Annotated in this window: 24 protein-coding genes; 5 read left to right on the top strand and 19 right to left on the bottom strand. The window is 61.8% G+C overall.

Annotated features, from left to right (window positions below; translation table 11 throughout):
* Nucleotides 1-22: 22 nt before the first annotated feature.
* Nucleotides 23-1,195: a patatin-like phospholipase family protein gene (locus J4E58_RS13955; protein WP_087092407.1), complete on the top strand. Its 1,173-nt coding sequence runs from the start codon at nt 23-25 to the stop codon at nt 1,193-1,195.
* A gap of 88 nt (nt 1,196-1,283) precedes the next feature.
* On the opposite strand, the gene J4E58_RS13950 is transcribed toward J4E58_RS13955, so the two are convergent.
* The 9 genes from J4E58_RS13950 to puuE form a co-directional block, all read right to left on the bottom strand.
* Nucleotides 1,284-2,138 carry a pirin family protein gene (locus tag J4E58_RS13950; RefSeq protein ID WP_087092406.1) on the bottom strand — a complete coding sequence of 285 codons (855 nt, stop codon included), beginning with the start codon at nt 2,136-2,138 and terminating at the stop codon, nt 1,284-1,286.
* 142 nt (nt 2,139-2,280) lie between these two features.
* The gene (locus tag J4E58_RS13945; RefSeq protein WP_053262226.1) at nt 2,281-3,066 is read right to left on the bottom strand and encodes an outer membrane protein OmpK; all 786 of its coding nucleotides are present in this window, start codon (nt 3,064-3,066) and stop codon (nt 2,281-2,283) included.
* A 384-nt stretch (nt 3,067-3,450) separates the two neighbouring features.
* On the bottom strand, nt 3,451-4,236 hold the full coding sequence (locus tag J4E58_RS13940) for an outer membrane protein OmpK (RefSeq protein ID WP_087092405.1): 786 nt from the start codon (nt 4,234-4,236) through the stop codon (nt 3,451-3,453).
* 145 nt (nt 4,237-4,381) lie between these two features.
* Nucleotides 4,382-5,740 (bottom strand): nucleobase:cation symporter-2 family protein, encoded by a 1,359-nt coding sequence (locus J4E58_RS13935; protein WP_053262224.1) that lies wholly within the window; start codon nt 5,738-5,740, stop codon nt 4,382-4,384.
* A gap of 179 nt (nt 5,741-5,919) precedes the next feature.
* Nucleotides 5,920-7,239, bottom strand: coding sequence for a urate hydroxylase PuuD (locus J4E58_RS13930; protein ID WP_087092404.1), 1,320 nt, complete (start codon nt 7,237-7,239; stop codon nt 5,920-5,922).
* 51 nt (nt 7,240-7,290) lie between these two features.
* A complete protein-coding gene (locus J4E58_RS13925) occupies nt 7,291-7,794 on the bottom strand; it encodes an ureidoglycolate lyase (protein WP_007921785.1) in 504 nt (167 codons plus the stop codon).
* A 150-nt stretch (nt 7,795-7,944) separates the two neighbouring features.
* On the bottom strand, nt 7,945-8,940 hold the full coding sequence (gene alc, locus J4E58_RS13920; protein ID WP_087092403.1) for an allantoicase: 996 nt from the start codon (nt 8,938-8,940) through the stop codon (nt 7,945-7,947).
* Nucleotides 8,941-9,017: 77 nt separating this feature from the next.
* Nucleotides 9,018-9,533, bottom strand: coding sequence for a 2-oxo-4-hydroxy-4-carboxy-5-ureidoimidazoline decarboxylase (gene uraD / locus J4E58_RS13915; RefSeq protein WP_087092402.1), 516 nt, complete (start codon nt 9,531-9,533; stop codon nt 9,018-9,020).
* Nucleotides 9,530-10,456, bottom strand: coding sequence for an allantoinase PuuE (gene puuE / locus J4E58_RS13910; RefSeq protein ID WP_007921782.1), 927 nt, complete (start codon nt 10,454-10,456; stop codon nt 9,530-9,532). The genes uraD and puuE overlap by 4 nt, the downstream gene beginning before the upstream one ends.
* 420 nt (nt 10,457-10,876) lie before the next feature.
* Between puuE and uraH the strand changes: the two genes are divergently transcribed.
* Nucleotides 10,877-11,230: a hydroxyisourate hydrolase gene (uraH, locus tag J4E58_RS13905; RefSeq protein ID WP_023966464.1), complete on the top strand. Its 354-nt coding sequence runs from the start codon at nt 10,877-10,879 to the stop codon at nt 11,228-11,230.
* 174 nt (nt 11,231-11,404) lie between these two features.
* Here uraH and J4E58_RS13900 read toward each other — a convergent pair whose 3' ends face one another.
* From J4E58_RS13900 to J4E58_RS13890, 3 genes are all read right to left on the bottom strand, one after another.
* Nucleotides 11,405-12,031: a LysE family translocator gene (locus J4E58_RS13900; protein ID WP_007921780.1), complete on the bottom strand. Its 627-nt coding sequence runs from the start codon at nt 12,029-12,031 to the stop codon at nt 11,405-11,407.
* A gap of 63 nt (nt 12,032-12,094) precedes the next feature.
* A complete protein-coding gene (locus tag J4E58_RS13895) occupies nt 12,095-13,444 on the bottom strand; it encodes an NCS2 family permease (protein WP_087092401.1) in 1,350 nt (449 codons plus the stop codon).
* Between the two features lie 328 nt (nt 13,445-13,772).
* Nucleotides 13,773-14,207: a MarR family transcriptional regulator gene (locus tag J4E58_RS13890; RefSeq protein ID WP_087092400.1), complete on the bottom strand. Its 435-nt coding sequence runs from the start codon at nt 14,205-14,207 to the stop codon at nt 13,773-13,775.
* An 81-nt stretch (nt 14,208-14,288) separates the two neighbouring features.
* Here J4E58_RS13890 and J4E58_RS13885 point away from each other — a divergent pair, with 81 nt between their 5' ends.
* Nucleotides 14,289-15,455: a PLP-dependent aminotransferase family protein gene (locus J4E58_RS13885; protein ID WP_087092399.1), complete on the top strand. Its 1,167-nt coding sequence runs from the start codon at nt 14,289-14,291 to the stop codon at nt 15,453-15,455.
* Nucleotides 15,456-15,467: 12 nt separating this feature from the next.
* Nucleotides 15,468-16,070, top strand: a complete 603-nt coding sequence (locus J4E58_RS13880; RefSeq protein ID WP_087092398.1) for a glutathione S-transferase family protein — start codon at nt 15,468-15,470, stop codon at nt 16,068-16,070.
* 106 nt (nt 16,071-16,176) lie between these two features.
* Here the strand turns inward: J4E58_RS13880 and J4E58_RS13875 are convergent, their stop codons facing one another.
* The 5 genes from J4E58_RS13875 to J4E58_RS13855 form a co-directional block, all read right to left on the bottom strand.
* Nucleotides 16,177-16,548, bottom strand: a complete 372-nt coding sequence (locus J4E58_RS13875; protein ID WP_087092397.1) for a glutathione S-transferase N-terminal domain-containing protein — start codon at nt 16,546-16,548, stop codon at nt 16,177-16,179.
* Nucleotides 16,549-16,648: 100 nt separating this feature from the next.
* The gene (gene folE / locus J4E58_RS13870; protein WP_003204506.1) at nt 16,649-17,194 is read right to left on the bottom strand and encodes a GTP cyclohydrolase I FolE; all 546 of its coding nucleotides are present in this window, start codon (nt 17,192-17,194) and stop codon (nt 16,649-16,651) included.
* A gap of 77 nt (nt 17,195-17,271) precedes the next feature.
* A complete protein-coding gene (locus J4E58_RS13865) occupies nt 17,272-17,829 on the bottom strand; it encodes a Smr/MutS family protein (protein ID WP_007932272.1) in 558 nt (185 codons plus the stop codon).
* 75 nt (nt 17,830-17,904) lie between these two features.
* Nucleotides 17,905-18,225 (bottom strand): hypothetical protein, encoded by a 321-nt coding sequence (locus J4E58_RS13860; protein ID WP_007932271.1) that lies wholly within the window; start codon nt 18,223-18,225, stop codon nt 17,905-17,907.
* A 141-nt stretch (nt 18,226-18,366) separates the two neighbouring features.
* On the bottom strand, nt 18,367-18,957 hold the full coding sequence (locus tag J4E58_RS13855) for a cysteine hydrolase family protein (protein ID WP_053262217.1): 591 nt from the start codon (nt 18,955-18,957) through the stop codon (nt 18,367-18,369).
* Nucleotides 18,958-19,194: 237 nt separating this feature from the next.
* On the opposite strand from J4E58_RS13855, the gene prmB reads away from it, so the two are divergent.
* Nucleotides 19,195-20,103 carry a 50S ribosomal protein L3 N(5)-glutamine methyltransferase gene (gene prmB, locus J4E58_RS13850; protein WP_087092396.1) on the top strand — a complete coding sequence of 303 codons (909 nt, stop codon included), beginning with the start codon at nt 19,195-19,197 and terminating at the stop codon, nt 20,101-20,103.
* A gap of 128 nt (nt 20,104-20,231) precedes the next feature.
* On the opposite strand, the gene J4E58_RS13845 is transcribed toward prmB, so the two are convergent.
* Together J4E58_RS13845 and J4E58_RS13840 are read right to left on the bottom strand one after the other, a co-directional pair.
* Nucleotides 20,232-21,020 carry a hypothetical protein gene (locus J4E58_RS13845; protein WP_087092395.1) on the bottom strand — a complete coding sequence of 263 codons (789 nt, stop codon included), beginning with the start codon at nt 21,018-21,020 and terminating at the stop codon, nt 20,232-20,234.
* Between the two features lie 98 nt (nt 21,021-21,118).
* Entirely contained in the window at nt 21,119-22,072 is a 954-nt protein-coding gene (locus J4E58_RS13840; protein WP_087092394.1) for an alpha/beta hydrolase, read from the bottom strand.
* Nucleotides 22,073-22,127: the final 55 nt, after the last annotated feature.

Here is a 22,127-nt window from a genome sequence, read left to right as displayed (position 1 = left end):
ATCAGCGCCATGGAGTGTAGCGATGAGCCCAGCGGAACCGGTCACAGGATTGATTCTTTCCGGCGGCGGGGCTCGTGCGGCATATCAGGTGGGGGTGCTGGCGGCGATTGCCGAATTGCTGCCGGCGGGGGCGAGCAATCCCTTCCCGGTGATAGTCGGGACCTCGGCCGGGGCGATCAATGCGGTCAGCCTGGCCAGCGGCGCGCTGGATTTCACCGCGGCCATCGAGCGTCTCACGGCGTTCTGGCAGGGCTTTCGCAGCCATCAGGTGATTCGCAGCGACTGGCCCGGGGTGATCCGCCAGGCCACCCGGTTCGTTGGCCACAGCCTGCTCGGCCTGGGCGCGCAAGTGCCGGTGGCGTTGCTCAACAGCTCGCCGCTGCGGCAGTTGTTGAACGATAAATTGCAGCTGTCCGGTATTCGTCATGCCATTGCGCAAAAGCATCTGCAGGCGGTGGCGGTCACGGCCTTCGGTTATGAATCGGGCCAGGCGGTGACCTTCTACCAGGGCGGCGGCACCATCGAGGCCTGGTTGCGCCATCGGCGTATCGGCCTGCCCACCGAACTCACGGTCGAACACTTGCTGGCCAGCTCGGCGATTCCACTGCTGTTCGCGCCGGTGAAAATCGACCAGGAGTTTTTCGGCGACGGCGCGGTGCGGCAATCGGCGCCCATCAGTCCGGCCTTGCACCTGGGGGCCAGCCGAGTGCTGGTGGTCGGGGTCAGCGGCAACCCCCGTGGCATCGATCCGCAGGCGCCCCAGCAACGCAGCTACACCGGGCAGCAGCCGACGCTGGCGCAGATCGGTGGCCACATGCTCAACAGTACGTTCATTGACAGCCTGGAGAGCGACATCGAGCTCTTGCAGCGACTCAACCAGTTCAGTCATCTGCTGCCGTCGGGCACGCCCGTCCGTACCCTGGGCGTGGCGCCGGTGGAGGTGCTGGTGATCGCCCCCAGCCAGCCGATCGACGAGATCGCCGCGCGTCACCGGCATGAGCTGCCGGCGGCATTGCGCCTGTTCCTGCGCGGGCCGGGGGCGACCAAGACCAGCGGTGCCGGGGTCTTGAGTTACCTGCTGTTCGAGGCGGGGTATTGCAGCGAATTGATCGAGCTGGGGCGCAGCGATGCCTTGGCCAAGCGCGACGAGCTGCGGCGGTTCCTGGGGTTGGCGGCAGAGGTCGCGAGGGCCTGAAAGAACATCGCGAGCAGGCTCGCCTACAGGGAATTCATTATCTCTGTAGGAGCGAGCTTGCTCGCGATAGCGTTTCTAAGGGCAATGCTCAGGCCGTCAGCTTGTCATCGCGAAAATCCCGCAATGCCTGCTCGATCTCTTCCCGGGTGTTCATCACGAATGGTCCGTACTGCACGATCGGCTCGCCCAGCGGCTTGCCGGCAATCAACAGCACACGGGCGCCGTCGGCACTGCTCACCTGAATCTCGCCCTGGTCGGACAGGCGCACCAGCTTGCTGCTGGCGACCGGTTGCGGATGCCCGGGCAGGTCGATCTGACCTTCATAGACATACAGCAGGGCCCGATGCCCTGCAGGCAGCCGCGGGCTGATGCTGGCGCCCGCAGGCAGGCGCAGGTCGAAGTAGTGGGGCTCGGTGTCCGGCCGTTCGACGGCGCCGGTCTGCTGCGCCTGGCCGTCATCGAAGCGGCCGGCGATCACCACCACTTCCACGCCATTGGCGGTGGTCAGGCGGGGGATGTCCTGGGGTTGAATGTCCCGGTAGCCGGCCTTGTCCAGCTTGTGCTTGCCCGGCAGGTTCAGCCAGAGCTGGAAGCCGCGCATCACGCCTTCTTCCTGTTCCGGCATCTCGCTGTGGATGATGCCCTTGGCGGCGGTCATCCATTGCACGCCACCGCCTTCCAGCAGGCCGACGTTGCCCAGGTGATCCTCGTGGCGCATGCGGCCTTCGAGCATGTAGGTGACGGTTTCGAAGCCGCGATGGGGATGGGGCGGGAAGCCTGCGATGTAGTCGTCGGGGTTTTCCGAGCCGAATTCATCGAGCATCAGGAACGGGTCGAAGCGCTCGACACCCTGGCCACCGAAGACCCGGGTCAGTCTGACGCCGGCGCCGTCCGAAGCGGGCTGGCCGGTATGGACGCTGAGTACTGTGCGAAATTGAGTCATCGATGCAACTCCTGATCAGGTTGGGATGAGCGACATGCTATGCCAGCTCAACTGATCGATGGTTGCGAATATCGGCGCGTTGCTATCGATTTATTCGATGTAATCCGTTCCCGCGACCCGCACGGGAACGGCGCTCACTGCATCAGAAGTGGTACTTGAGCAGCAGGCTGGCGGTGTTCTGGTCGGTGTCGAAGTAGGGGGTGTCCTTGACCCCGTACTTGTTCTTCCAGTAGTCGTACTCGATACCCACATACAACTGTTTGTCGCCCAGTTTCAGCGCCTTGCCCAGGTCGTACTTGATCTGCGGGTTGATGTGCAGGTTGGCGTGGTACTCGCCTTTGGAGTTTTTGTCGTTGTCCACCACCCAGTCGATGAAACCGTCGATCAGGATGTCCGAACGGCCCACGGGAATGGTATAGGACCAGACCGGGGTGATCTGCCAGACATTGTCGCCGGCACGGCTGCCTTCGGTCTGGCGGTTGTAGAAGTTCAACTGGAAGTAATCGAACCCGGGGATTGCCAGGTCGAAGCCCGGACCGATCAGGTAGGACTCGTTATCGCCTTCGCCGAACTCGTAAGTCATGGCCAGCAATACATCCTTGATCGGGCCGAACTCCAACTTCTGATCGAAGATCTTGCCGAACGAAAGACGCGGGCTGAACTCGCCGTAATAAGTGTTCGGGCCGACGTTGCCGTCCTTTTTACCGTTGTAGAAGATCTTGTCGATAAACAGGAAGTTGTCGCCGTACTTCCAGGCATCGGCATGTTCGAAAGTCACGGTTTGCTGGATCTGCGGGTTGATCGTGAAGTCTTTGCCGTAGAGGTAGGTCAGGCTGTTGTTTTGCCATTGCAGCAGGTCGCCGGCGGTGGCCTGGGCCCCTGCCAGCAAGGATCCGGCAAGCATCAGGCCTTTACAGATGCGGTTCATTCGGTTGCTCCCAAAAAGTAAGTGGTTCCACGTTTTTCTTTAAAAGCCGGTGCTCTGGTGTGGCACCTTTTAGTGGCTGAAAAATCATCCGATCGGTCAGCTTTGTTGCTGATAGCAAGAGCTGAGCCAAGGCGAAAAAAAAGCGCAAAAACTCCCGCGCGCCTGTACGAATACAGTCGATCGAGAGTGAATTCGGTTTTAACTCGGTACGCCTTAGTACTTTCCGGAGGCCGGGATAAGTTGGCTTTCCGGTCAGGTTTTAAATCCGGGCTTTTTTTTTCACCGGATTCAGGCGGCCGCGGAGAATACTGACTCCCACGGCCTTGCTCAAGTGCTCTGCAATAGCGCACTTGAAACAACTTTGGGGCACGTTTGCCGGTCATTCTAGAAATGCACCTTCACCAGCAGGCTGGCGGTGTTCTGATTGGTGTCCAGGTTGGCGCTGTCCTGAATGCCGTATTTGTCTTTCCAGTAGCTGTATTCGAGACCGACATACAGCTGCTTTTCGCCCAGGAGCAGGGCCTTGCCCAGGTCGTATTTGATCTGCGGGTTGATATGCAGGTTGGCGTGGTAGGTACCGCGGTCGTTCCGGTCGTTATCCACCACCCAGTCCAGGTAGCCGTCGATCAACAGGTTCGAACGGCCCAGCGGGATGCTGTAGGACCAGGAAGGGGTGATCTGCCAGACACCGTCGCCGGGGCGCGGGCCTTCGGTCTGGCGGCGATAGAAGTTCAGGGTGAAATAGTTGAAGCCCGCAAGGGCCAGGTCGAAACCGGGGCCGATCAGATAGGCCTCGCTGTCGCCTTCGCCATATTCGTAGGTCATGGCCAGCAACACATCCTTGACCGGGCCGAAGGCGAATGAGCGGTCGAGGATCTTGCCGAACGACAGCCTGGGGCTGAACTCGCCGTAAAAGGCATGGGGACCTTTGTTACGGTCTTCCTCGCCGTTGTAGAAAATCTTGTCGACGAACAGGAAGGTGTCGCCGTACTTCCAACGATCGGCGTGTTCGAAGGTCACCGTCTGCTGGATCGACGGGTTGATCGTGAAGTTCTTGCCGTACAGGTACGTCAGGCTGTTGGTCTGCCACAGCAGCAGGTCGCCGGCCATGACCTGGGTCGTGGCCAGCAGTGCGCCGCTGAGCAGCAGGCGTGCGTGTGCATATCTCATCGTGTTGCTCCCTGTTTGTTTTTATTGTCAAGGCGCAGGCAGCCGCCGACTGCGACCGGGCGCGGTGCCGGGTCTGCCTGTCGTGCGTGTATTTCGGGTATCGACGGTCAAGCAGGGGCGGCTGTCGGGCCGCCCCGTCCAGGCTTCAATGCTGGTGGGCGTGTCGGGCGTTGCTGGCGGCCCGTTCGGTGCCGCCCAGAATGTTGAACAGCAGGTTCAGGGCCAGCGCACTGAGGGTGGCCATGGCGATTCCGCTGTGAGTGATCGGGCTCATCCACAGGGGCAGGTGGGCGAAGAATTCCGGACGGACCACCGGAATCAGGCCCATGCCGATGCTCACCGCCACCAGCAGTTGATTGCGCCGGTCGGCGATATCGGTTTCCTGGAGGATCTTGATCCCGGTCGCCGCCACCATGCCGAACATGGCGATAGCCGCGCCACCCAGGACCGCCGGGGGAATCGAGGCCACCAGGAAAGCCGCCTTGGGCAGCAGGCTGAGTACGATCAGCAGGCCGCCGGCGACTATGGTCACCGAGCGGCAGCGCACACCGGTCATCTGCACCAGGCCGATGTTCTGGGCGAACGAAGAGTGGGTGAAGGTGTTGAGGAAACCGGCGAAAAACGAGGCGCCGGCATCACACAGCAGGCCACGGCGGAGCATGCGCGGGGTGACTTCCTGACCGGTGATTTTCCCCAGGGCGAGGAACATCCCGGTGGACTCGACGAAGATGATCACCACCACCAGGCACATCGAAAGAATCGGCGCCAGATGGAACTGCGGCATGCCGAAATGCAGCGGAGTGACCACCTGCACCCAGGGCGCCTGGGCCATGCCGCTGAGGTCGACCATGCCGATCAGGCCGCAGAGCACATAGCCCAGGCCCATGCCGATCAGCACGGAAATGTTCACCCAGAAACCGCGCATGAACCGATGCACCAGCAGGATTGTGCCCAGCACCAGCGCGGCGATGGTCAGGTAGATGGGGGAACCGAATTCGGCATTGTGGCTACCGCCGCCCGCCCAGTTCACCGCGACCGGGAACAGCGACAGACCGATGGAGGTGATGACGGTGCCGGTGACCAGGGGCGGAAAGAAGCGCACCACCTTGGACATGAAGGGCGCGATGAGCATGCCGAAGAAACCGGCGGCGATGGTCGCGCCGAAGATCCCCTGCAGGCCGATGCCCGGCATGCCGGCCATGGCTACCATGCTGCCCACGGCGGCAAAGCTGGCCCCCATCATCACCGGCATGCGGATGCCCATGGGGCCGATGCCGAGGGATTGTACGAGGGTGGCGATGCCGGCGACCAGCAGGTCGGCATTGATCAGGAAGGCGATTTCTTCACGACTCAGACCCGCGGCCTGTCCGATGATCAGCGGCACCGCGATGGCGCCTCCGTACATCAGCAGAACATGCTGCAACCCGACCAGGATCAGTTGCAAAAGGGGCAGTCGCGCAATGGCGGGTGCGTCGGGGATGCGCGGTTCGGTTAACGCGGACATGCAACACCTCGGATCTTCTTATTCTTGTGATTAGAAAGCTGTGTGGTTGCGAACAGCTTTTTTGCAGCAGGCCAACCGCGTGGCGGCCGATCGCAAGCAAGCTTCGCTCCTACAGAAGCAACACACATGCTGTAGGCGCGAGGCTTGCCTGCGATAGCGGTCGTCAAGGCACCGCGGTACTAGTTGGTGCGCGCCCCCTGGTTGATCCAGGCGCCGATCAGGTCACGTTCCTGCTGGGTCATCTGGGTGATATTGCCCAGCGGCATGATCTGGCTGGCGACTGCCTGGGCCTGGATCCGTGGGGCCTGGAGCTTGATCTGCTCGGGGGTGTCGAACATCACGCCGGCCGGCGCGGCACTGAACAGCGGGCTGGTGGGCTTGGCCGAGTGGCAGACGGTGCAACGTTCCTGGATCACGTTATGCACCTTGTCGAAGGTCGGGCCCTGGGCCGCCGTGGACGCTTGTGCCGGAGCCACTTCGGGAGTCGCCGGAGCTGCTGGAGTTGCTGCGGTTTCAGGCTTGGCGCCGCCGCCGATGGCGGTTTCCGGCAGTGGCTGGTACTCGATCTTCGCTGGGGCCTTGGCCACTTCCGGGCTGTTGGCCATTTGCGCGGGGCCGGTGACGTAGGCCAGGCAGATCATGCCCAGGGCGGCCACCGGCAGGGTCCAGGCGAACTTGTGGCTGTCGTGGCGGGTGTTGAAGTAGTGACGCACCAGCACCGCCAGCACCGCGATCCCGGCCAGGATCAACCAGTTGTACTGGCTGCCGTAGGTGCTCGGAAAGTGGTTGCTGATCATGATGAACAGCACGGGCAGGGTGAAGTAGTTGTTGTGGCGCGAACGCAGCAGGCCCTTGGCCGGCAGGGTCGGGTCCGGCGTGCGGTTTTCCGCGATGGCGGCCACCAGCGCGCGCTGGGCCGGCATGATGATGCGGAACACGTTACCGACCATGATGGTGCCGATGATGGCGCCGACGTGCAGGTAGGCGCCGCGACCGCTGAACACCTTGCTGAAGCCATAGGCCGCGGCGATCAACAGCACGAACAGGATGAAGCCGAGCAGGGCGGGTTTCTTGCCCAGGGGCGAGTCGCAGAGGAAGTCGTAGACAAACCAGCCGGCGATCAGCGAACCGATGCCGATGGCCACGCCTTCAGGGCCGGTCAGGCCGCTGCCGGGCGCTACCAGGTAGAGCATCGGGTTGTAGTAGAACACCAGGCACAGCAGGGCGATCCCCGACATCCAGGTGAAGTAGGCTTCCCATTTGAACCAGTGCAGGTTTTCCGGCATGGACGGTGGGGCCAGTTTGTATTTTTCCAGGTGATAGATGCCGCCACCGTGGATTGCCCAGAGGTCGCCCGACAGGCCGTCCTTGGGGTTGACGCGATTGAGGTTGTTTTCCAGCCAGACGAAGTAGAACGACGCGCCGATCCAGGCCACGCCAGTGATCATGTGAACCCAACGCACGCTCAGGTTGAGCCATTCCAACAGATGTGCTTCCACAGTTTTTACCTCTCGCCTGTCACCCTTGTTTTCGGGTGATCAGACCTTCTCTTATTGGTGGGGGGCGAGGATCAAACACTCATCCTCTTCAAAGAAATGCTCATCGCAGTTGTTGCCTGTACCACTGCGATCAACCACCAGGAAGTCATCCCGCTTTTCGATCGTCAGCACCGGGTGGTGCCAGACGCCGCGATGGTAATTAATGCCCTGCCTGCCATTGCTGACAAAGGCGCGGACCAAGCCCGATACAGGTGCATCGCCAAGTGGCGCGACCACGATCAGAAAGGGGTTGCCGAGCAGCGGAATGAAAGCCTGGCTGCCCAGCGGATGGCGCTCCAGCATGCGGACGGTCAAGGGCATGTCCAGCGCGTCGGCGCGGAAGATGCTGATGATCGCCTTGTCGTCCGGCGTGGCGGTTTCCACGGTAGCCAGACGATGGAAGCGCATGGTCGAACCGTTGTTGATCATGAAGTGATCGCTGCCGTCGGTTTCGATCACGTCACCGAAGGGGGCGAAGGCTTCTTTGCTCAGCGGTTCGATCATCAATGTGCGCATGCTGTTCTTCTTAATCTGTGAGTTCGTTGTTGTCGTCTTGTGCTGTCCTGTAGGAGCGAGCTTGCTCGCGATGCGGTTGTCCGGTGTTCATCTATCGCCCGGTCTGACGTCATCGCGAGCAAGCTCGCTCCTACACCTACAGGTTTGGCATTACTTCGCGACCTTGCCGAGTATCCGCAGGCGGCTGACGCCACCGTCCGGGAACACGTTCAGGCGGATATGGGTGATCGGGCCCAGGGCCTTGATCTGCTCGGCGAAGGTGTGTTCGGCGTGCATTTCCAGCTTCTGGCTCGGCAGCAGTTCACGCCAGAACAGCGACTGGGTTTCGATCTGGCTGTCGGTACCGCCCTTGACGAAGGCGCCCTGGATCGAGCAGCTGTCCGGGTAGTTGCCCTTGAAGTGCAGGGTGTCGACGATGATTTTCTCGATCTCGCCCGGATGGCCCAGGGCGACGATTACCCAGTCATTGCCCGGGGTGCGGCGGCGTGCGGTTTCCCAGCCATCGCCCATGTTGATGCCGCGGCCCGGGTTGAGGATGTTGCTCATGCGGCCGAAGTGTTCGTCGGAGCAGGCCAGGGCGCGGCCGCCGTTGAGGGCGGCTGCCAGGTCGATCTGCTCGTTGTCGCCGACCGCCGACCAGTCGCGGTACGGAATGCCATACACGCGCAGGCGGGCCACGCCGCCATCCGGGTAGATGTTGAAACGCAGGTGGCTGAACGCCTGGTCGTTGCTGATCTCGTGGTAGTGGTGGCTGTTGCCTTGCAGCTCGACGGCCGACAGCACTTCCACCCACTGGGTGTTTTCATTCGGTTCGCCTTGGGCCAGGAAGCAGGCTTCCAGGGAGGCCGACGGTGGGAAGTTGCCGGTGAAGAATGAGGTGTCGATGTCCACGCCTTTGATCTGGCCAGGCACGCCCAGGCGGATCACCGCGCTGTCGTAGCCTTCGAAGCGCTTGCGGCGCGACTCCCAGCCGTCCATCCACTTGCCGTTGTCATCGAAAACGCCCTCCTTCCATACGGCCGGGGTCGGCTGGAACAGACGGTTGGCGTCAGCGAACCAGTCATCGGTCACCGAAATGATCTTGGTGCCCAGGCGGGCGTCGGCCAGGTTGACGAACTTCTCGAAAGGTACGGCGTAAGCTTTCATTCTTCTTGTCTGCCTTTATAGAGTGGCTTGGGATGCTTGCAGGGCCCTGGGTACGTTTCGTACTCGGGCCAGGCTTGCTAGAGAGTCAGTAATCGGAACAGGGCGATCTTGTTGATCTCCGCCAGCGCGCACCTGAATTCGGTGTCCACCGAGTTGTGGATGCGGGCTTCGAACGCCGCGAGGATCTGATGCCGGTTGCTGCCTTTTACCGCCATGATGAAGGGAAACTTGAACTTGGCCTTGTAGGCGTCGTTCAGCTCGGTGAAGCGCTGGAACTCTTCGGCCGTGCATTGGTGAATACCCGCGCCAGACTGTTCTTCAGTGCTGGCCGCGGTCAGTTGCCCCTGGACGGCGGCTTTGCCGGCCAGGTCCGGGTGAGCGTTGATCAGGGCCAGCTGGCTCTGGTGGTCGGCGCTCAACAGGATATCGCTCATGCGCTGGTGCAGGACGTCGATCCGGTCGATCGAGGCATCCTGGCCCAGGTCGAAGGCCTTTTCGGCGACCCATGGCGAATGTTCGTAGATGTCGGCGAAGGCGTTGACGAAGGCGTCGCGGCTCAGGGTCGAGGGTTTCAGGGTTTGGAAGGTGCTCATTTCGCCGCCCCCGGGAACGGATGGGTTTGCTGCCAGTGGCGGGCGATGTCCACGCGGCGGGTGAACCAGACCTGATCGTGACCTTTGACATACTCGATAAAACGCTTCAGGGCGGCCAGGCGTGCCGGGCGGCCGATCAGGCGGCAGTGCAGGCCGATGGACAGCATCTTCGGTGCCTCGGCGCCTTCGGCGTACAGCACGTCGAAGGCATCCTTGAGGTACTGGTAGAAGTCGTCGCCCTTGTTGAAGCCCTGGACCTGGGTGAAGCGCATGTCGTTGGTGTCCAGGGTGTAGGGGATCACCAGATGCGCCTTGCCGGTCGGGTTGTTGGCTTCCCAGTAGGGCAGGTCGTCGTCGTAGGTGTCGCAGTCGTAGAGGAAACCGCCTTCTTCCATCACCAGGCGCCGGGTGTTCGGGCCGGTGCGGCCGGTATACCAGCCCAGCGGGCGTTCACCGGTGATTTCGGTGAGGATGCGGATCGCCTCGAGCATATGCTCGCGTTCCTGGGCTTCGTCCATGTACTGGTAGTCGATCCAGCGGTAGCCGTGGCTGCAGATCTCGTGGCCGGCCTCGACCATGGCGCGGATCACGTCCGGATGGCGCTGGGCGGCCATGGCGACGGCGAAGATGGTCAGCGGAATGTCGAATTCCTTGAACAGCTTGAGGATCCGCCAGACGCCGGCACGGCTGCCATACTCGTACAGCGATTCCATGCTCATGTTGCGTTCGCCCTGCAGGGGCTGGGCGGCGACCATTTCCGAAAGGAAGGCTTCCGACTCCTTGTCGCCGTGCAGGATATTGCGCTCGCCGCCTTCTTCGTAATTGAGCACGAACGACAGGGCGATGCGGGCATTGCCCGGCCAGTGAGGGTGAGGAGGGTTGGAGCCGTAACCGATCAGGTCGCGTGGGTAGTCAGCGCTCACTGCAGTCTTCCTTCTTATCGTGATAACGGTGGCGTGGCGGGGCCTGGGGGGAAGGACAGGCTGGCGTCACAGCGATGGGCTGATTGTATACAACTTTTCATTCGGTTTGTAAGCCCGATTTTTTGCATTTTTCATCGATTGTGTTCATGCCTGGGTACTGCAAGAAACCTGCCTGGTTGGTCAGCTAATGGATGAAAAGTCTTCTGTCCTCATGGTGTAGCCGCTGATCAAGGGAATACGGGGGCTTGCTCGAAGTACCCGAAAATGGGTGATTTTTATTGTGTACAATTTTTTTGAAAAGTGTCTTAATAAATTCCTCGCCGCATCCTTTCGTGCTCCGAAACGGTGCGGTCTCCTTATCAACTGACTTCAGGAGGCGCGAGGTCTGGACGTGTGAGCGCGCACAGACACGCAGAATCAATGGGACGTTTGACTACACACGTGTTGGATGCCGCGCATGGCTGCCCAGGCAGTGCCATCAAGGTCGAGTTGTACCGGGTCGAAGGTACGCAGCTGGAACTGGTCGCCAGTGCCCTGACCAACAGCGATGGCCGTTGCGATGCGCCGCTGCTGCAAGGCGATGACTACCGCACCGGGGTTTACCAACTGCAATTCCATGCCGGTGATTACTACCGTGCCCGCGGCGTACAACTGCCCGAACCTGCGTTTCTCGATGTGGTGGTGCTGCGCTTTGGCATCTCGGCCGAGCAGGAGCATTACCACGTACCGCTGCTGATCTCGCCCTACAGCTATTCGACCTACAGAGGAAGCTAGGACTTTCCCCCCACGAAGCCTGCGCAAATAGCTTCTTTGGTCTTTCGCCCGCTCACACTGCGGGCTTTTTTTCGCCCTTGAGAAAGGGGTGTCTGGGAGGATGTCATCGCGAGCAAGCTCGCTCCTACAGGTTTGCAGCAGCTCTCTGTAGGAGCGAGCTTGCTCGCGATGCTTTCAGCGGCTCAACAGCGACGCGGCACCGGCGCCGCTGAACAGCCCGGCGCTGACCCGGTTGAACCAGCTCTGGCCCTTGCCGCTGCGCAGGTAACGCGCCGCACCGTGGGCACCCAGGCCGTAAGCCAGCTTGCACAGCAGGTCGAGTACGGTCCAGGTGGCGATCATGATCAGCAGCTGGGGCAGGAAGGGCTGCTCGGCGCTGAGAAACTGCGGCAGAAACGCGGCGAAGAACAGAATGTCTTTCGGGTTGCTGGCACCCAGCACAAAAGCGCGCCCGAACAGTGCGCGAAAGCGTGGTTTCGGTGCGGCCTCGGGCACTTCGGCGCCATGAGACGGCTGCCGCGATTGCTGCCAGCTTTGCCAGGCGAGATAGAACAGGTACAGCGCGCCGACGATTTTCAGCGCGCTGAACAGCTGTTCCGAGGCCAGCAGCAGGGCGCCCAGGCCCAGGGCCGAGGCGCTCAGCAGGCAGATCGAGGCAAACACGCCGCCGAGAAACGCCGGGTAGGACCGGCGCAAACCGTAATTCAGGCTGTTGCTGATCATCAGCAGGGACAGCGGGCCCGGAATCAGGATCACCACCAGTGCCGCGCCGCTGAACAGCAGCCAGGTTTCCACGCTCATTGCCTTTCTCCTTATGCGCAAAAGCCTCACCCGACGGGGTGAGGCCGTTTGAAACCGATGTACCTACAAGAAAATGAACTTGGCGATAAAGATCGCGCACAGCACCCACAGGCTGATGGATATTTCCTTGTACTTGCCCGTCCCGGCCTTCAAGGCCACGTAGGTGATGAAGCCCAGGGCGATACCGTCGGCGACCGAGAAGGTCAGCGGCATCATGATCGCGGTCACGATCGCCGGGATGCTGTCGGTGGCCTCTTCCCAATCGATGTGGGCCATGCCGCCCATCATCAGCATCGCCACATAAATCAGCGCGCCGGCGGTGGCATAAGCGGGGATCATGCCAGCCAGCGGTGCGAAAAACATGGCTGCGATAAATAGCACACCTACGGTCACTGCGGTAAGACCAGTCCGACCACCTGCGGCGACGCCCGCGGCACTTTCCACGTAGCTGGTCACGGGCGGAACACCGACCACCGCGCCGAAGACGCTGGAGGCGCTGTCCGCCTTCAGGGCGCGGGAGAGGTTCTCGATCTTGCCGTCGGGGTTGACCAGGCCGGCGCGCTGGGCCACGCCCATCAGGGTGCCGGCGGTATCGAACATGTGCACGAAGAGGAAGGCCAGCACCACGCTGATCATGCTGACGTTGAACACCCCGGCCACGTCCATGGCCATCCAGGTCGGTGCCAGGCTCGGCGGGGCCGACATGATGCCCTCGTAGTGCACCAGGCCCAGGCCCCAGCCGGCCAGGGTCACGGTGATGATGCTGATGAGGATCGCGCCGAACACCCGGTGATAGCTGAGCACGGCAATCATCAGGAAGCAGACCGCCGCCAGCAGCGGGCCGGGTTCGCGCAGGGAGCCGAGCTTGATCAGGGTGGCCGGGCTATCGACCACGATGCCCGCGGTCTTCAAACCGATCAGTCCCAGGAACAAACCCACGCCGGCGCCCATGGCAAAACGCAGGCTGGCCGGAATGCTGTTGAGCAGCCATTCGCGGATCCGCGAGAAGGTCAGGAACATGAACAGCGCGCCGGAAACGAACACTGCACCGAGGGCGGTTTCCCAGTTGTAGCCCATGGTTCCGACCACGGTGTAGGTGAAAAAGGCGTTCAGCCCCATGCCGGGCGCCAGGCCTACCGGCCAGTTGGCGTACAGCCCCATCAACAGGCAACCCAGGGCCGCGGCGATGCAGGTGGCGACGAAGGCCGCGCCGTGGTCGATGCCGGCGTCGGCCATGATGTTGGGGTTGACGAAGATGATGTAGGCCATGGTGATGAAGGTCGTCAGACCGGCGATCAACTCGGTCTTCACCGTGGTGCCATGCAACCTGAGTTTGAAGATGCGCTCCAGCCAGCCACTGTTCAGCGGCGGCGAGAGTTCCAGCGTAGGGGCTTCGGATTTGCGGCTTTCCACAGCGAGTACTCCTCAAGAGTTTTATTATTTTTTCCAGAGCCGGGCACGTGAGGGTGGGCAGCGGCTCTTTGAGGCATGTAAGGCTTGCGGGCTTTTATTGACCTTTAGGTCAGGAACTCGCACGTGGCGAATTATGCTTTTGTATACAAAGAAAGCAAATAATGTTTTTTAGGTTGTGTGCGAAAAGTCCGCCAGAAAGGCTATATGCCCTGTAGCCGCTGGCGCAGCCTGCGATCGAGCGCGCAGCAGTCGTAATGGGGCTGACGCGGTCCTGCAGAAGTATCGGGTATGCGGGTTGACGACCGCTGCGTGCTCGCGGGCTGTGGTGTCAGCGGTTTTCGCCCAGAGCCTTGTTCACCGCCAGCCAGCCATCCACTGCCGCCTCGCCGGCCTCGGCGAATACCCGTTGCAGCAGCTTGACCTGCTCGCGCCGCAGCGATTGCTCAAAGCGCGCGCCGTCTTCCGTCAGCTTCAGCAGGCGTTTGCGCTTGTCGCTCTGCGAGGCAACGCTGTTGACCAGGTGCATCTCCATCAATTGGCGCAGCGGGATATTCAGCGCCTGCTTGCTCACGCCCAGTGCCGTGAGCAGTTCTTTCACGCTCAGCCCTGGATAGCGGGCGATGAAAAACACGATGCGCTGGTGCACGCGACTCAGGCCGCGACGCTCGAGCATTTCGTCGGCCTTGGCGGTGAACGCCTGGTAACCAAAGAAGAAGGCTTCCATGGCGGCTTGTTGGGTGGTCTGGTTTTTAAGGTCAAGCATATTGACGTATCTGCGAAAGTCGGCGTAATTTCGGTCAAGCAGTTTGACGTATTTTCCTCCGCCTTCGCTACGGGTGACCTCATGGCCTTCTCCGAACGTGTCTCGCGTCTTAAAAGCTCACTGATCCGTGAAATCCTTGCCGCCGCGCAGCGTCCGGAAGTGATGTCGTTCGCCGGAGGCCTGCCCGCCGAGGCGATGCTGCCGAAGGTCGATTGGCAGGCGATGCCGGTGTCCATGGGCCAATACGGCATGAGTGAAGGCGAGCCACAGCTGCGCGAGGCCCTGGCGGCACAGGCCCGGGCGCTGGGCGTGCCGTGCGAGGCCAGCCAGGTGCTGGTGGTCAGCGGCTCCCAGCAGACCCTCGACCTGGCGGCCAAGCTGTACATCGACAAGGGCACCGAGATCATGCTGGAAGCGCCGACTTATCTCGCGGCACTGCAGATCTTTCAGCTGTTCGGCGCCGATTGCCTGACCGTGCCGCTTCAGGCCGATGGACCGGATCTGGCGCAATTGCGCGCCTGCCTGGAGCAGCATCGTCCCGCGTTCATCTACCTGATCCCGACCTTCCAGAATCCTTCGGCGGTGCGCTACAGCGAGGCCAAGCGCGATGCCGTGGCGGCGTTGCTTGACGAGTTCGGGGTGACCCTGATCGAAGACGAGCCTTACCGCGAACTGACGTTCGATGGCGGCAACGCCACGCCTATTGTCGGGCGCCTGCGCAAGGCCAGTTGGATCTACACCGGCACGGTGTCGAAGACCCTGCTGCCAGGGTTGCGGGTCGGTTACCTGATCGCCAGCCCGGACCTGTTTCCCCATCTGCTGCGGTTGAAACAATCGGCGGACCTGCACACCAACCGCGTCGGCCAATGGCAGGCGCTGCAATGGATAGGTACCGAGCAGTACCAGCGGCACCTGGGCGAATTGCGCGATTTCTACCGGGTGCGCCGCGATGGTTTTCAGGCCGCCCTGCAACGTCATTTCGGCGATCTGGCCGATTGGCAGGTGCCCCAGGGCGGGCTGTTTTTCTGGTTGACCTTGAAACAGCCGCTGGACACCCGCACTTTGCTGAAAGCGGCGCTGGAGCAGGACGTGGCATTCATGCCGGGCGAACCCTTCTTCTCCGAGCCGGACCGCAATCCAGGTCACCTGCGGTTGAATTTCAGTCATATCGATCCGGCGCGTCTGGACGAAGGTCTCAAGCGGCTGGCCACCGTGGTACGTCAAGCACAGGCTGCACAGGCAGCCTAAGGGGAGAGGGCCATGTACAAGGTTTATGGGGATTACCGGTCCGGCAACTGCTACAAGGTCAAGCTGATGCTCAATCTGCTGGGCCTGCCTTACGAGTGGCACGCCGTGGACATCTTGAACGGGGATACGCAGACCGAGGCGTTTCTGGCGAAGAACCCCAACGGCAAGATCCCGGTGCTGGAGCTGGAAGACGGCACCTGCCTGTGGGAGTCGAACGCGATTCTCAACTTTCTCGCCGACGGCAGCGAATTCCTGCCGAGCGAGCCGCGTTTACGCACGCAAGTGCTGCAATGGCAGTTTTTCGAGCAATACAGCCATGAGCCGTACATTGCCGTGGCACGTTTCATCCAGCTCTATCTGGGGCTGCCGCAAGAGCGCCAGCACGAATACGAGAAGCTGCAAAAACGCGGTTACAAGGCCCTGGACGTGATGGAACACCAGTTGGCGCGCACGCCGTATCTGGTGGGTGAGCAGTACTCGATTGCCGATATCGCGCTCTATGCCTACACCCATGTCGCCCATGAAGGTGGCTTCGACCTGGCGCGCTACCCGGGCATCCAGGCGTGGATGCAGCGGGTGGAAAGCCATCCGCTGCATGTCGGGATGCTCGACTGAGTCTCTGCGGGAAACAAAAAACCGACCCTTGGGTCGGTTTTTTATGGTCTGGATCTTGTGGGGGCTGTTCTGGCGCGATGACGTCCTTCAGAACGCCACCAACCATTCAAGCTGTTGCAAAGCGCTTGTCCAGATAATCGATGATCACCTTGGACTCGTACATCCAGGTGGTCTGGCCGTTTTCTTCGATACGCAGGCACGGCACCTTGATCTTGCCGCCTTGCTCCAGCAGGGCCTGGCGATCCTGTTCGTTGTTTTTCGCGTCACGCAGGGCCACCGGAACGTTCAGGCGGTGCAGGGTGCGGCGGGTTTTCACGCAGAACGGGCAGGCGTGGAACTGGTACAGGGTCAGGCCCTTGGCGGCCTGTTCGACCTGGGCTTGAGCGGCGGCAGGGCGCTGCTGCTTGCGTGGGCGGGTGATGAAGTCGATGAAGATGATGAGCTGGCCCAGGCCGACTCGAAGCGCTTTGACGATCACGATATTGCCTCTTGCCCATGAAAGAAGGGGCGGCAGCTTACCTGATTTTTGCCAGGCGAAAAAAAACCGGCGATGAACGCCGGTTCTTTCGGGCAGCCGTTTACTTGATCAGGCTGAGAAACTCGCTGCGGGTTGCCGCGTTTTCGCGGAACTCGCCCAGCATCACCGAGGTGATCATCGACGAGTTCTGCTTCTCCACACCGCGCATCATCATGCACATGTGCTTGGCCTCGATCACCACCGCGACGCCCAGGGCGCCGGTCACTTGCTGGACCGCGTCGGCGATCTGGCGGCTGAGGTTTTCCTGGATCTGCAGGCGGCGCGCGTACATGTCGACGATACGCGCGACTTTTGACAGGCCCAGCACCTTGCCACTCGGAATGTAGGCGACGTGAGCCTTGCCGATGAAAGGCAGCAGGTGGTGCTCGCACAGCGAGTAGAGCTCGATGTCCTTGACCAGCACCATTTCGCTGTTATCGGAGCTGAACAAGGCACCGTTGGTGACTTCTTCCAGCGTTTGTTCATAACCGCGGCAGAGGTACTGCATGGCTTTGGCGGCACGTTTTGGCGTGTCGAGCAGGCCCTCGCGGGAGACGTCTTCGCCCAATTGGCCGAGGATCGCCGTGTAATTCTGTTCCAGGGACATGAAACTACCTGTGGGATTTTACGCAAAGGGCAAGGGTACGGTGGCGGACCGGGCGCTGCAAGCGCGACGAAGCGGCTTTACTCGTCGCGGCCTTCCATCATGGTGCGTTTGAGCATCACGTAGACCGCCCCGGCACCGCCATGTTTGGCCTGGCACGAGGTGAAGCCGAGTACCTGGGGATGCTGGCGCAGCCAGGTGTTGACGTGGCTTTTGATCATCGGCCGCTTGCCGTCCAGGCGCACGGCCTTGCCGTGGGTGACGCGCACGCAGCGGATTTCGAACTTGGTGGCTTCGGCGAGGAATGCCCAGAGGGTTTCCCGGGCCTTTTCCACGTTCATGCCGTGCAGGTCGAGGCTGCCCTCGAAAGGGATCTGGCCGACCTTGAGCTTGCGCATCTGGCTTTCCTGAACCCCGTCGCGGGCCCACATCAGCTCGTCTTCCGGGCCGACGTCGATCACGAACTGATCGGACAACCCGTCGACGGTCGTGGTTTCGGTGCGCACGCTGGCAGCCTGGCGCAGCTTGGCGATCTGCGCCCGGTCAGCCTTGGGTTTGCCGGTTTCGGCGCGATCGTGCTTGATCGGCTTGACGCCTTGGATCGCGCTTTTGAACAGGGAAAAATCGTCGTCTTGCATGTCAGCCTCCGCGAAGACCGAGCAGTTTACCCAACTCGACGGGAGAGGGGCGGGACAAAACGTGTTGCCGTCGATTCAGTCATGCTTCTTCATCAGGTGGGGAGCCATGTTCAGGGTCTGCGGCTGGCGCATGCGCCGCCGGCAGCGACGCCACAGCCAGACGCCGACATACAGCAGTAACAGACCGACCGCTAGAATCACCGCGGAACCCGCCGGACTTGCATTCAATTCGCCCAGCGCCGGAGGGCGCCCCAACAGGCTGGCGGCCCCGGCCATCGCCAGCAGCACACCGAAGGTCGCCAGCAACGCGGAGAATCCCGCGCCCAGGCGCAAACGCCAGTTCCGCGGGCCTTTGGGCCGCAGACGACGTGCGTCAAAACCATCGGATATCTTCATTCCGACCTTCCTCAATGGGTATCGGCCCTTCGACCGAAAGATGACCGGGTGGTTCCTGAGGCTAAGGCAATTACGGCAAATGAGAGGCTTTTACGGATGAGCGGCCTTGCCCCTGAAGGCGCGCCGCTCATTGCAGGTCGATCAGATCAGATCTTTGGTGGCGGCGAGGGTGGCGAAGTTGTCCGCCATGATGGCCATTTCGGTCTGCTGCACGTGCTCGGCGCTGAGGATGCCGCCCTTGTAGGGCAGGTCGCGAGTGGCGCAGGCATCTTCCACCAGGGTGCAGCGAAAGCCCAGGTTCTTCGCCGCGCGCACTGTGGTGCTGACACTGGAATGGCTCATGAAACCGCAGACGATCAGGTCCAGGGAGCCCAGGTCCTGCAGGCGCTTTTCCAGTTCGGTGCCATGGAAGGCGCTCGGCAGCAGCTTGCCGATGATGGTCTCGTCGCCCTGGGGTTCGAGGCCGGGGATGAACTCACCGCGTTCGCCCTGGGGGTCGAACAGGCCGCCGACGGTGCCGAGGTGGCGCACATGCACAACCGGGCGGCCGGCGGAGCGGGCGGCAGCGACCAGTTGCTTGATGTTGGCGACCGCAGCGTCCATGCCGGACAGGGCCAGCGGACCGCTGAGGTACTCTTTCTGGGCGTCGATGATCACAAGGGTCGCGTGGCTCAAATTAGCCGCTGCATAACCACGACCGCTGAGTTGAAACATCGTCTTTGGAACGGACATTCTGGGGCTCCTGTGAGTGGGGCTTTTGCGACATTGTCCTCTGGCGGAGCGCTTCTGTGAATCGCTACTAACGTAAGGTGCGTGGTTGCTGGCCTACAGCCGTGTCAAGGGCTATGGAGAATCGGGCCGAATGTGGAGAAAACCGCCTGAACGCCCCGCAGACTCAGATTTTTCATGCGTCGTCCTCAGACGTTTTGGCTGTTAGAATCGCCAGTCGTTTTTTCAGGAGTCTGTCCCGTGATCACTTCCCGCCTGCGCACCCTGCGCGACCACATCCGTTGGGCTGTCAGCCGCTTTCATGGGGAGGATCTGTTTTTCGGCCATGGGACCGACAACGCCTGGGACGAAGCCCGCCAATTGGTACTGGGTGCCTTGCACCTGCCGTGGGAAATCGCTGACAGCTATCTGGACTGCGCCCTGGAAGACGACGAACTGGTCAACCTGCAGCGTCTGCTCAAGCGGCGCATCGAAGAGCGCGTACCGACCGCCTACCTGCTGGGCGAGGCCTGGTTCTGTGGCCTGTCGTTCATTGTCGATGAGCGGGTGCTGATCCCACGCTCGCCGATCGGCGAGCTGATCGAAAAACGTTTCGAGCCCTGGTTGGGCGCCGAGCCCGCGCGCATTCTCGACCTGTGTACCGGTTCCGGCTGCATCGGCATTGCCTGCGCCTACGAGTTCCGCAAGGCCGAAGTGGTGCTGGCCGACCTGTCGTTCGAAGCCCTCGAGGTGGCGAACCAGAACATCGAGCGTCATGGTGTCGATGAGCGGGTGTTCACGGTACAGGGCGACGGTTTCGACGGCTTGCCGGGCCAGCGCTTCGACCTGATCGTGTCGAACCCGCCGTATGTGGATGCCGAGGACTTCGCCGACATGCCCGAGGAGTACCAGCACGAACCGGAGCTGGGCCTGGCCTGTGGCGACGATGGCTTGAATCTGGTGCGGCGCATGCTGGCCGAGGCGGCGGATCATCTGACCGAGAAGGGCCTGTTGATCGTCGAGGTCGGCAATAGCCAGGTCCATGTCGAAGCGCTGTACCCGGAAGTCGATTTCGCCTGGCTGGACTTCGAACGCGGCGGTCATGGCGTGTTCATGCTCACCGCCGAGCAGTGCCGACAGCACCAGGCACTGTTCAGCTCCCGGGTCTGATCGGCGCTTCAGTAGGAGCGAGCGGGCGGCGATCCGACTTGCCCGCGATCCAGGTACCGGGGTGTGCCTGGACGGACGCTATCGCGAGCAAGCTTCGCTCCTACAATTGTCCGCGAGGCGGCCAGGGGTCAGCGGTGGGTTGCGATCCAGATCAGCAACCCGGCCTGGAACACCGCAAACGCCACCAGGCAGGTGATGGTAAAGCGCAGCCCGGTGTCTTCGCGCTTGTACTTGGCGACCTTTTCTTCGTGCTTGCGCAGCTTCACTTCCTGTTCTTCGAGGTTCTGCTCGGCCTGCTGCAGCATCTGCGCGGCTTCGAGGATCTCGACGAATTGCAGCTTTTCGGTGTTCCAGTTGGGCAGTAGTTCACCGACCTGCACATGTTTGACGCTGCCCTTGAGATGCTGGGCGTCGGCGTAAACCACATCGAAACCCTGGACCCGCAGGAAATGATCGCGCCGCAGGCGCGTGGCCTCGTTCAGCGCATCCTTGTTCGCCAGTTCGAAACCGTCCACGCGGTAGTGCGGCCATTTCTTCTGGGCCCAGCTTGCCCCCTGCGCCAGCAGAAAGCGGCCGATGCCGCGGTTCGCCGGTTCGATCTGCAGGTTTTCCGGCTCGAAGCGCACCCGACGAGTCGCGTGGTCGACCCAGACATCCAGGTGATTCTGTTCCTTGCGCACCCGTTGGCCCGGCAGTTGGAGGGTCATGCGCAACAGGCTGTGTTCCTTGTTGCTGCGCTCGGCATAACCGAACTCGATAAAGCGCAGGGGCCGTCCGCCCGTGGCGCGATCGGTTTGCAGCGGGGCCAGGCGAAGCATCCGGTGATGCTCGGCATGGACGTCCGCCCACGGCAACGCCACGGCTTCGGGAGCGGGGTTTTCAACCTCGGTTTCGGGAGGGTTCTGGGTATCGGTCATAACGGCGAGATCCTGTCCAAGCGCTACTTGCCGACGGCAAGTGAACGGCCGGCAAAGGCTTATCGGCCGTTTTTTTCAGGACTGGAGGGGAAAACGCGTCAACGGGCGTGAAGTCCGTCAATAAAGCTGATGATGCGGGTGCCGAGTTCCGAGGCCAGGGGCAGCTGCGGATCCTTGTAGGAGGCCAGTTGCCGCTTGACGTCGTTGGGCACGATACGCAGGACATGGTTCATGCCTTCGATCAGCGCCAGTTGGGCGTCCGGCTTGGCGGCCTTGAGCATCTGCGCATCGCCGACACCGACCTGGATGTCATTACTGCCCTGGACAATCAGCGCCGGCATCTTCAGGCGGGCGAACGCGGCGGCCGGGTCTTGCTTGAACAGGGTGATCAGGTACGGCTGCACGCTGGGGCGGAAGATCACTTCCAGCTGCGGCGGCACGTCGGTGTCGACCCGGCCAGCCTTGAGGCTGTCGAGCAGTTCGTTGCTGCGAAGCATCAGCGGCGCCGGCAGGCGGTAGCTCAGTTGCTGGCGCAGCACCTGGTCCACCGGGCGGGCGGTGCCGGAGATGGAAATCACCGCCGCCGCATCGACCTGGGGCGCCGCCAGGGTGGCGATCAGCGCGCCTTCGCTGTGGCCGAGCATGATCAACGGGCCCAGGCGCGGGTCGCCCTTGAGCTTCTTGCCCCAGGCCACGGCGTCGGCGACGTAGGCGTCGAGGGTCAGGTTGCGCTCGTCCGGGGTGGCGGCGAGGCTGGCGGCCACCCCGCGCTTGTCGTAGCGCACGCTGGCGATGTTGTGCTTGGCCAGCACCCAGGCCAGGCGCTTGAGGCTGTCGTTGCGCCCACCGTCGGGATTGTTGCCGTTGCGGTCGGTGGGGCCGGAACCGGAGACGATCAGGACCACCGGCACCGGGGCGTCGGACTTGGGCAGCAGCAGCGAGCCGTATAACTCGCCAGTGCCGGTGTCGAGGCTGATGGGACGTTGCAGTACGGCCGCCTGGACCAGGCCGGTGAACAGGGTAAGGCTCAAGAGAAGAACTCGCAGCATCATCACGCCATCATGGAGAAGGTGCCGGTTGGACTTCCGGACACGGATAAGGTTCGAG

It is taken from the genome of Pseudomonas sp. FW305-25 (assembly GCF_017351415.1).
Taxonomy (GTDB): domain Bacteria; phylum Pseudomonadota; class Gammaproteobacteria; order Pseudomonadales; family Pseudomonadaceae; genus Aquipseudomonas; species Aquipseudomonas chlororaphis.
This window is presented reverse-complemented; position numbering and strand designations above follow the sequence as displayed.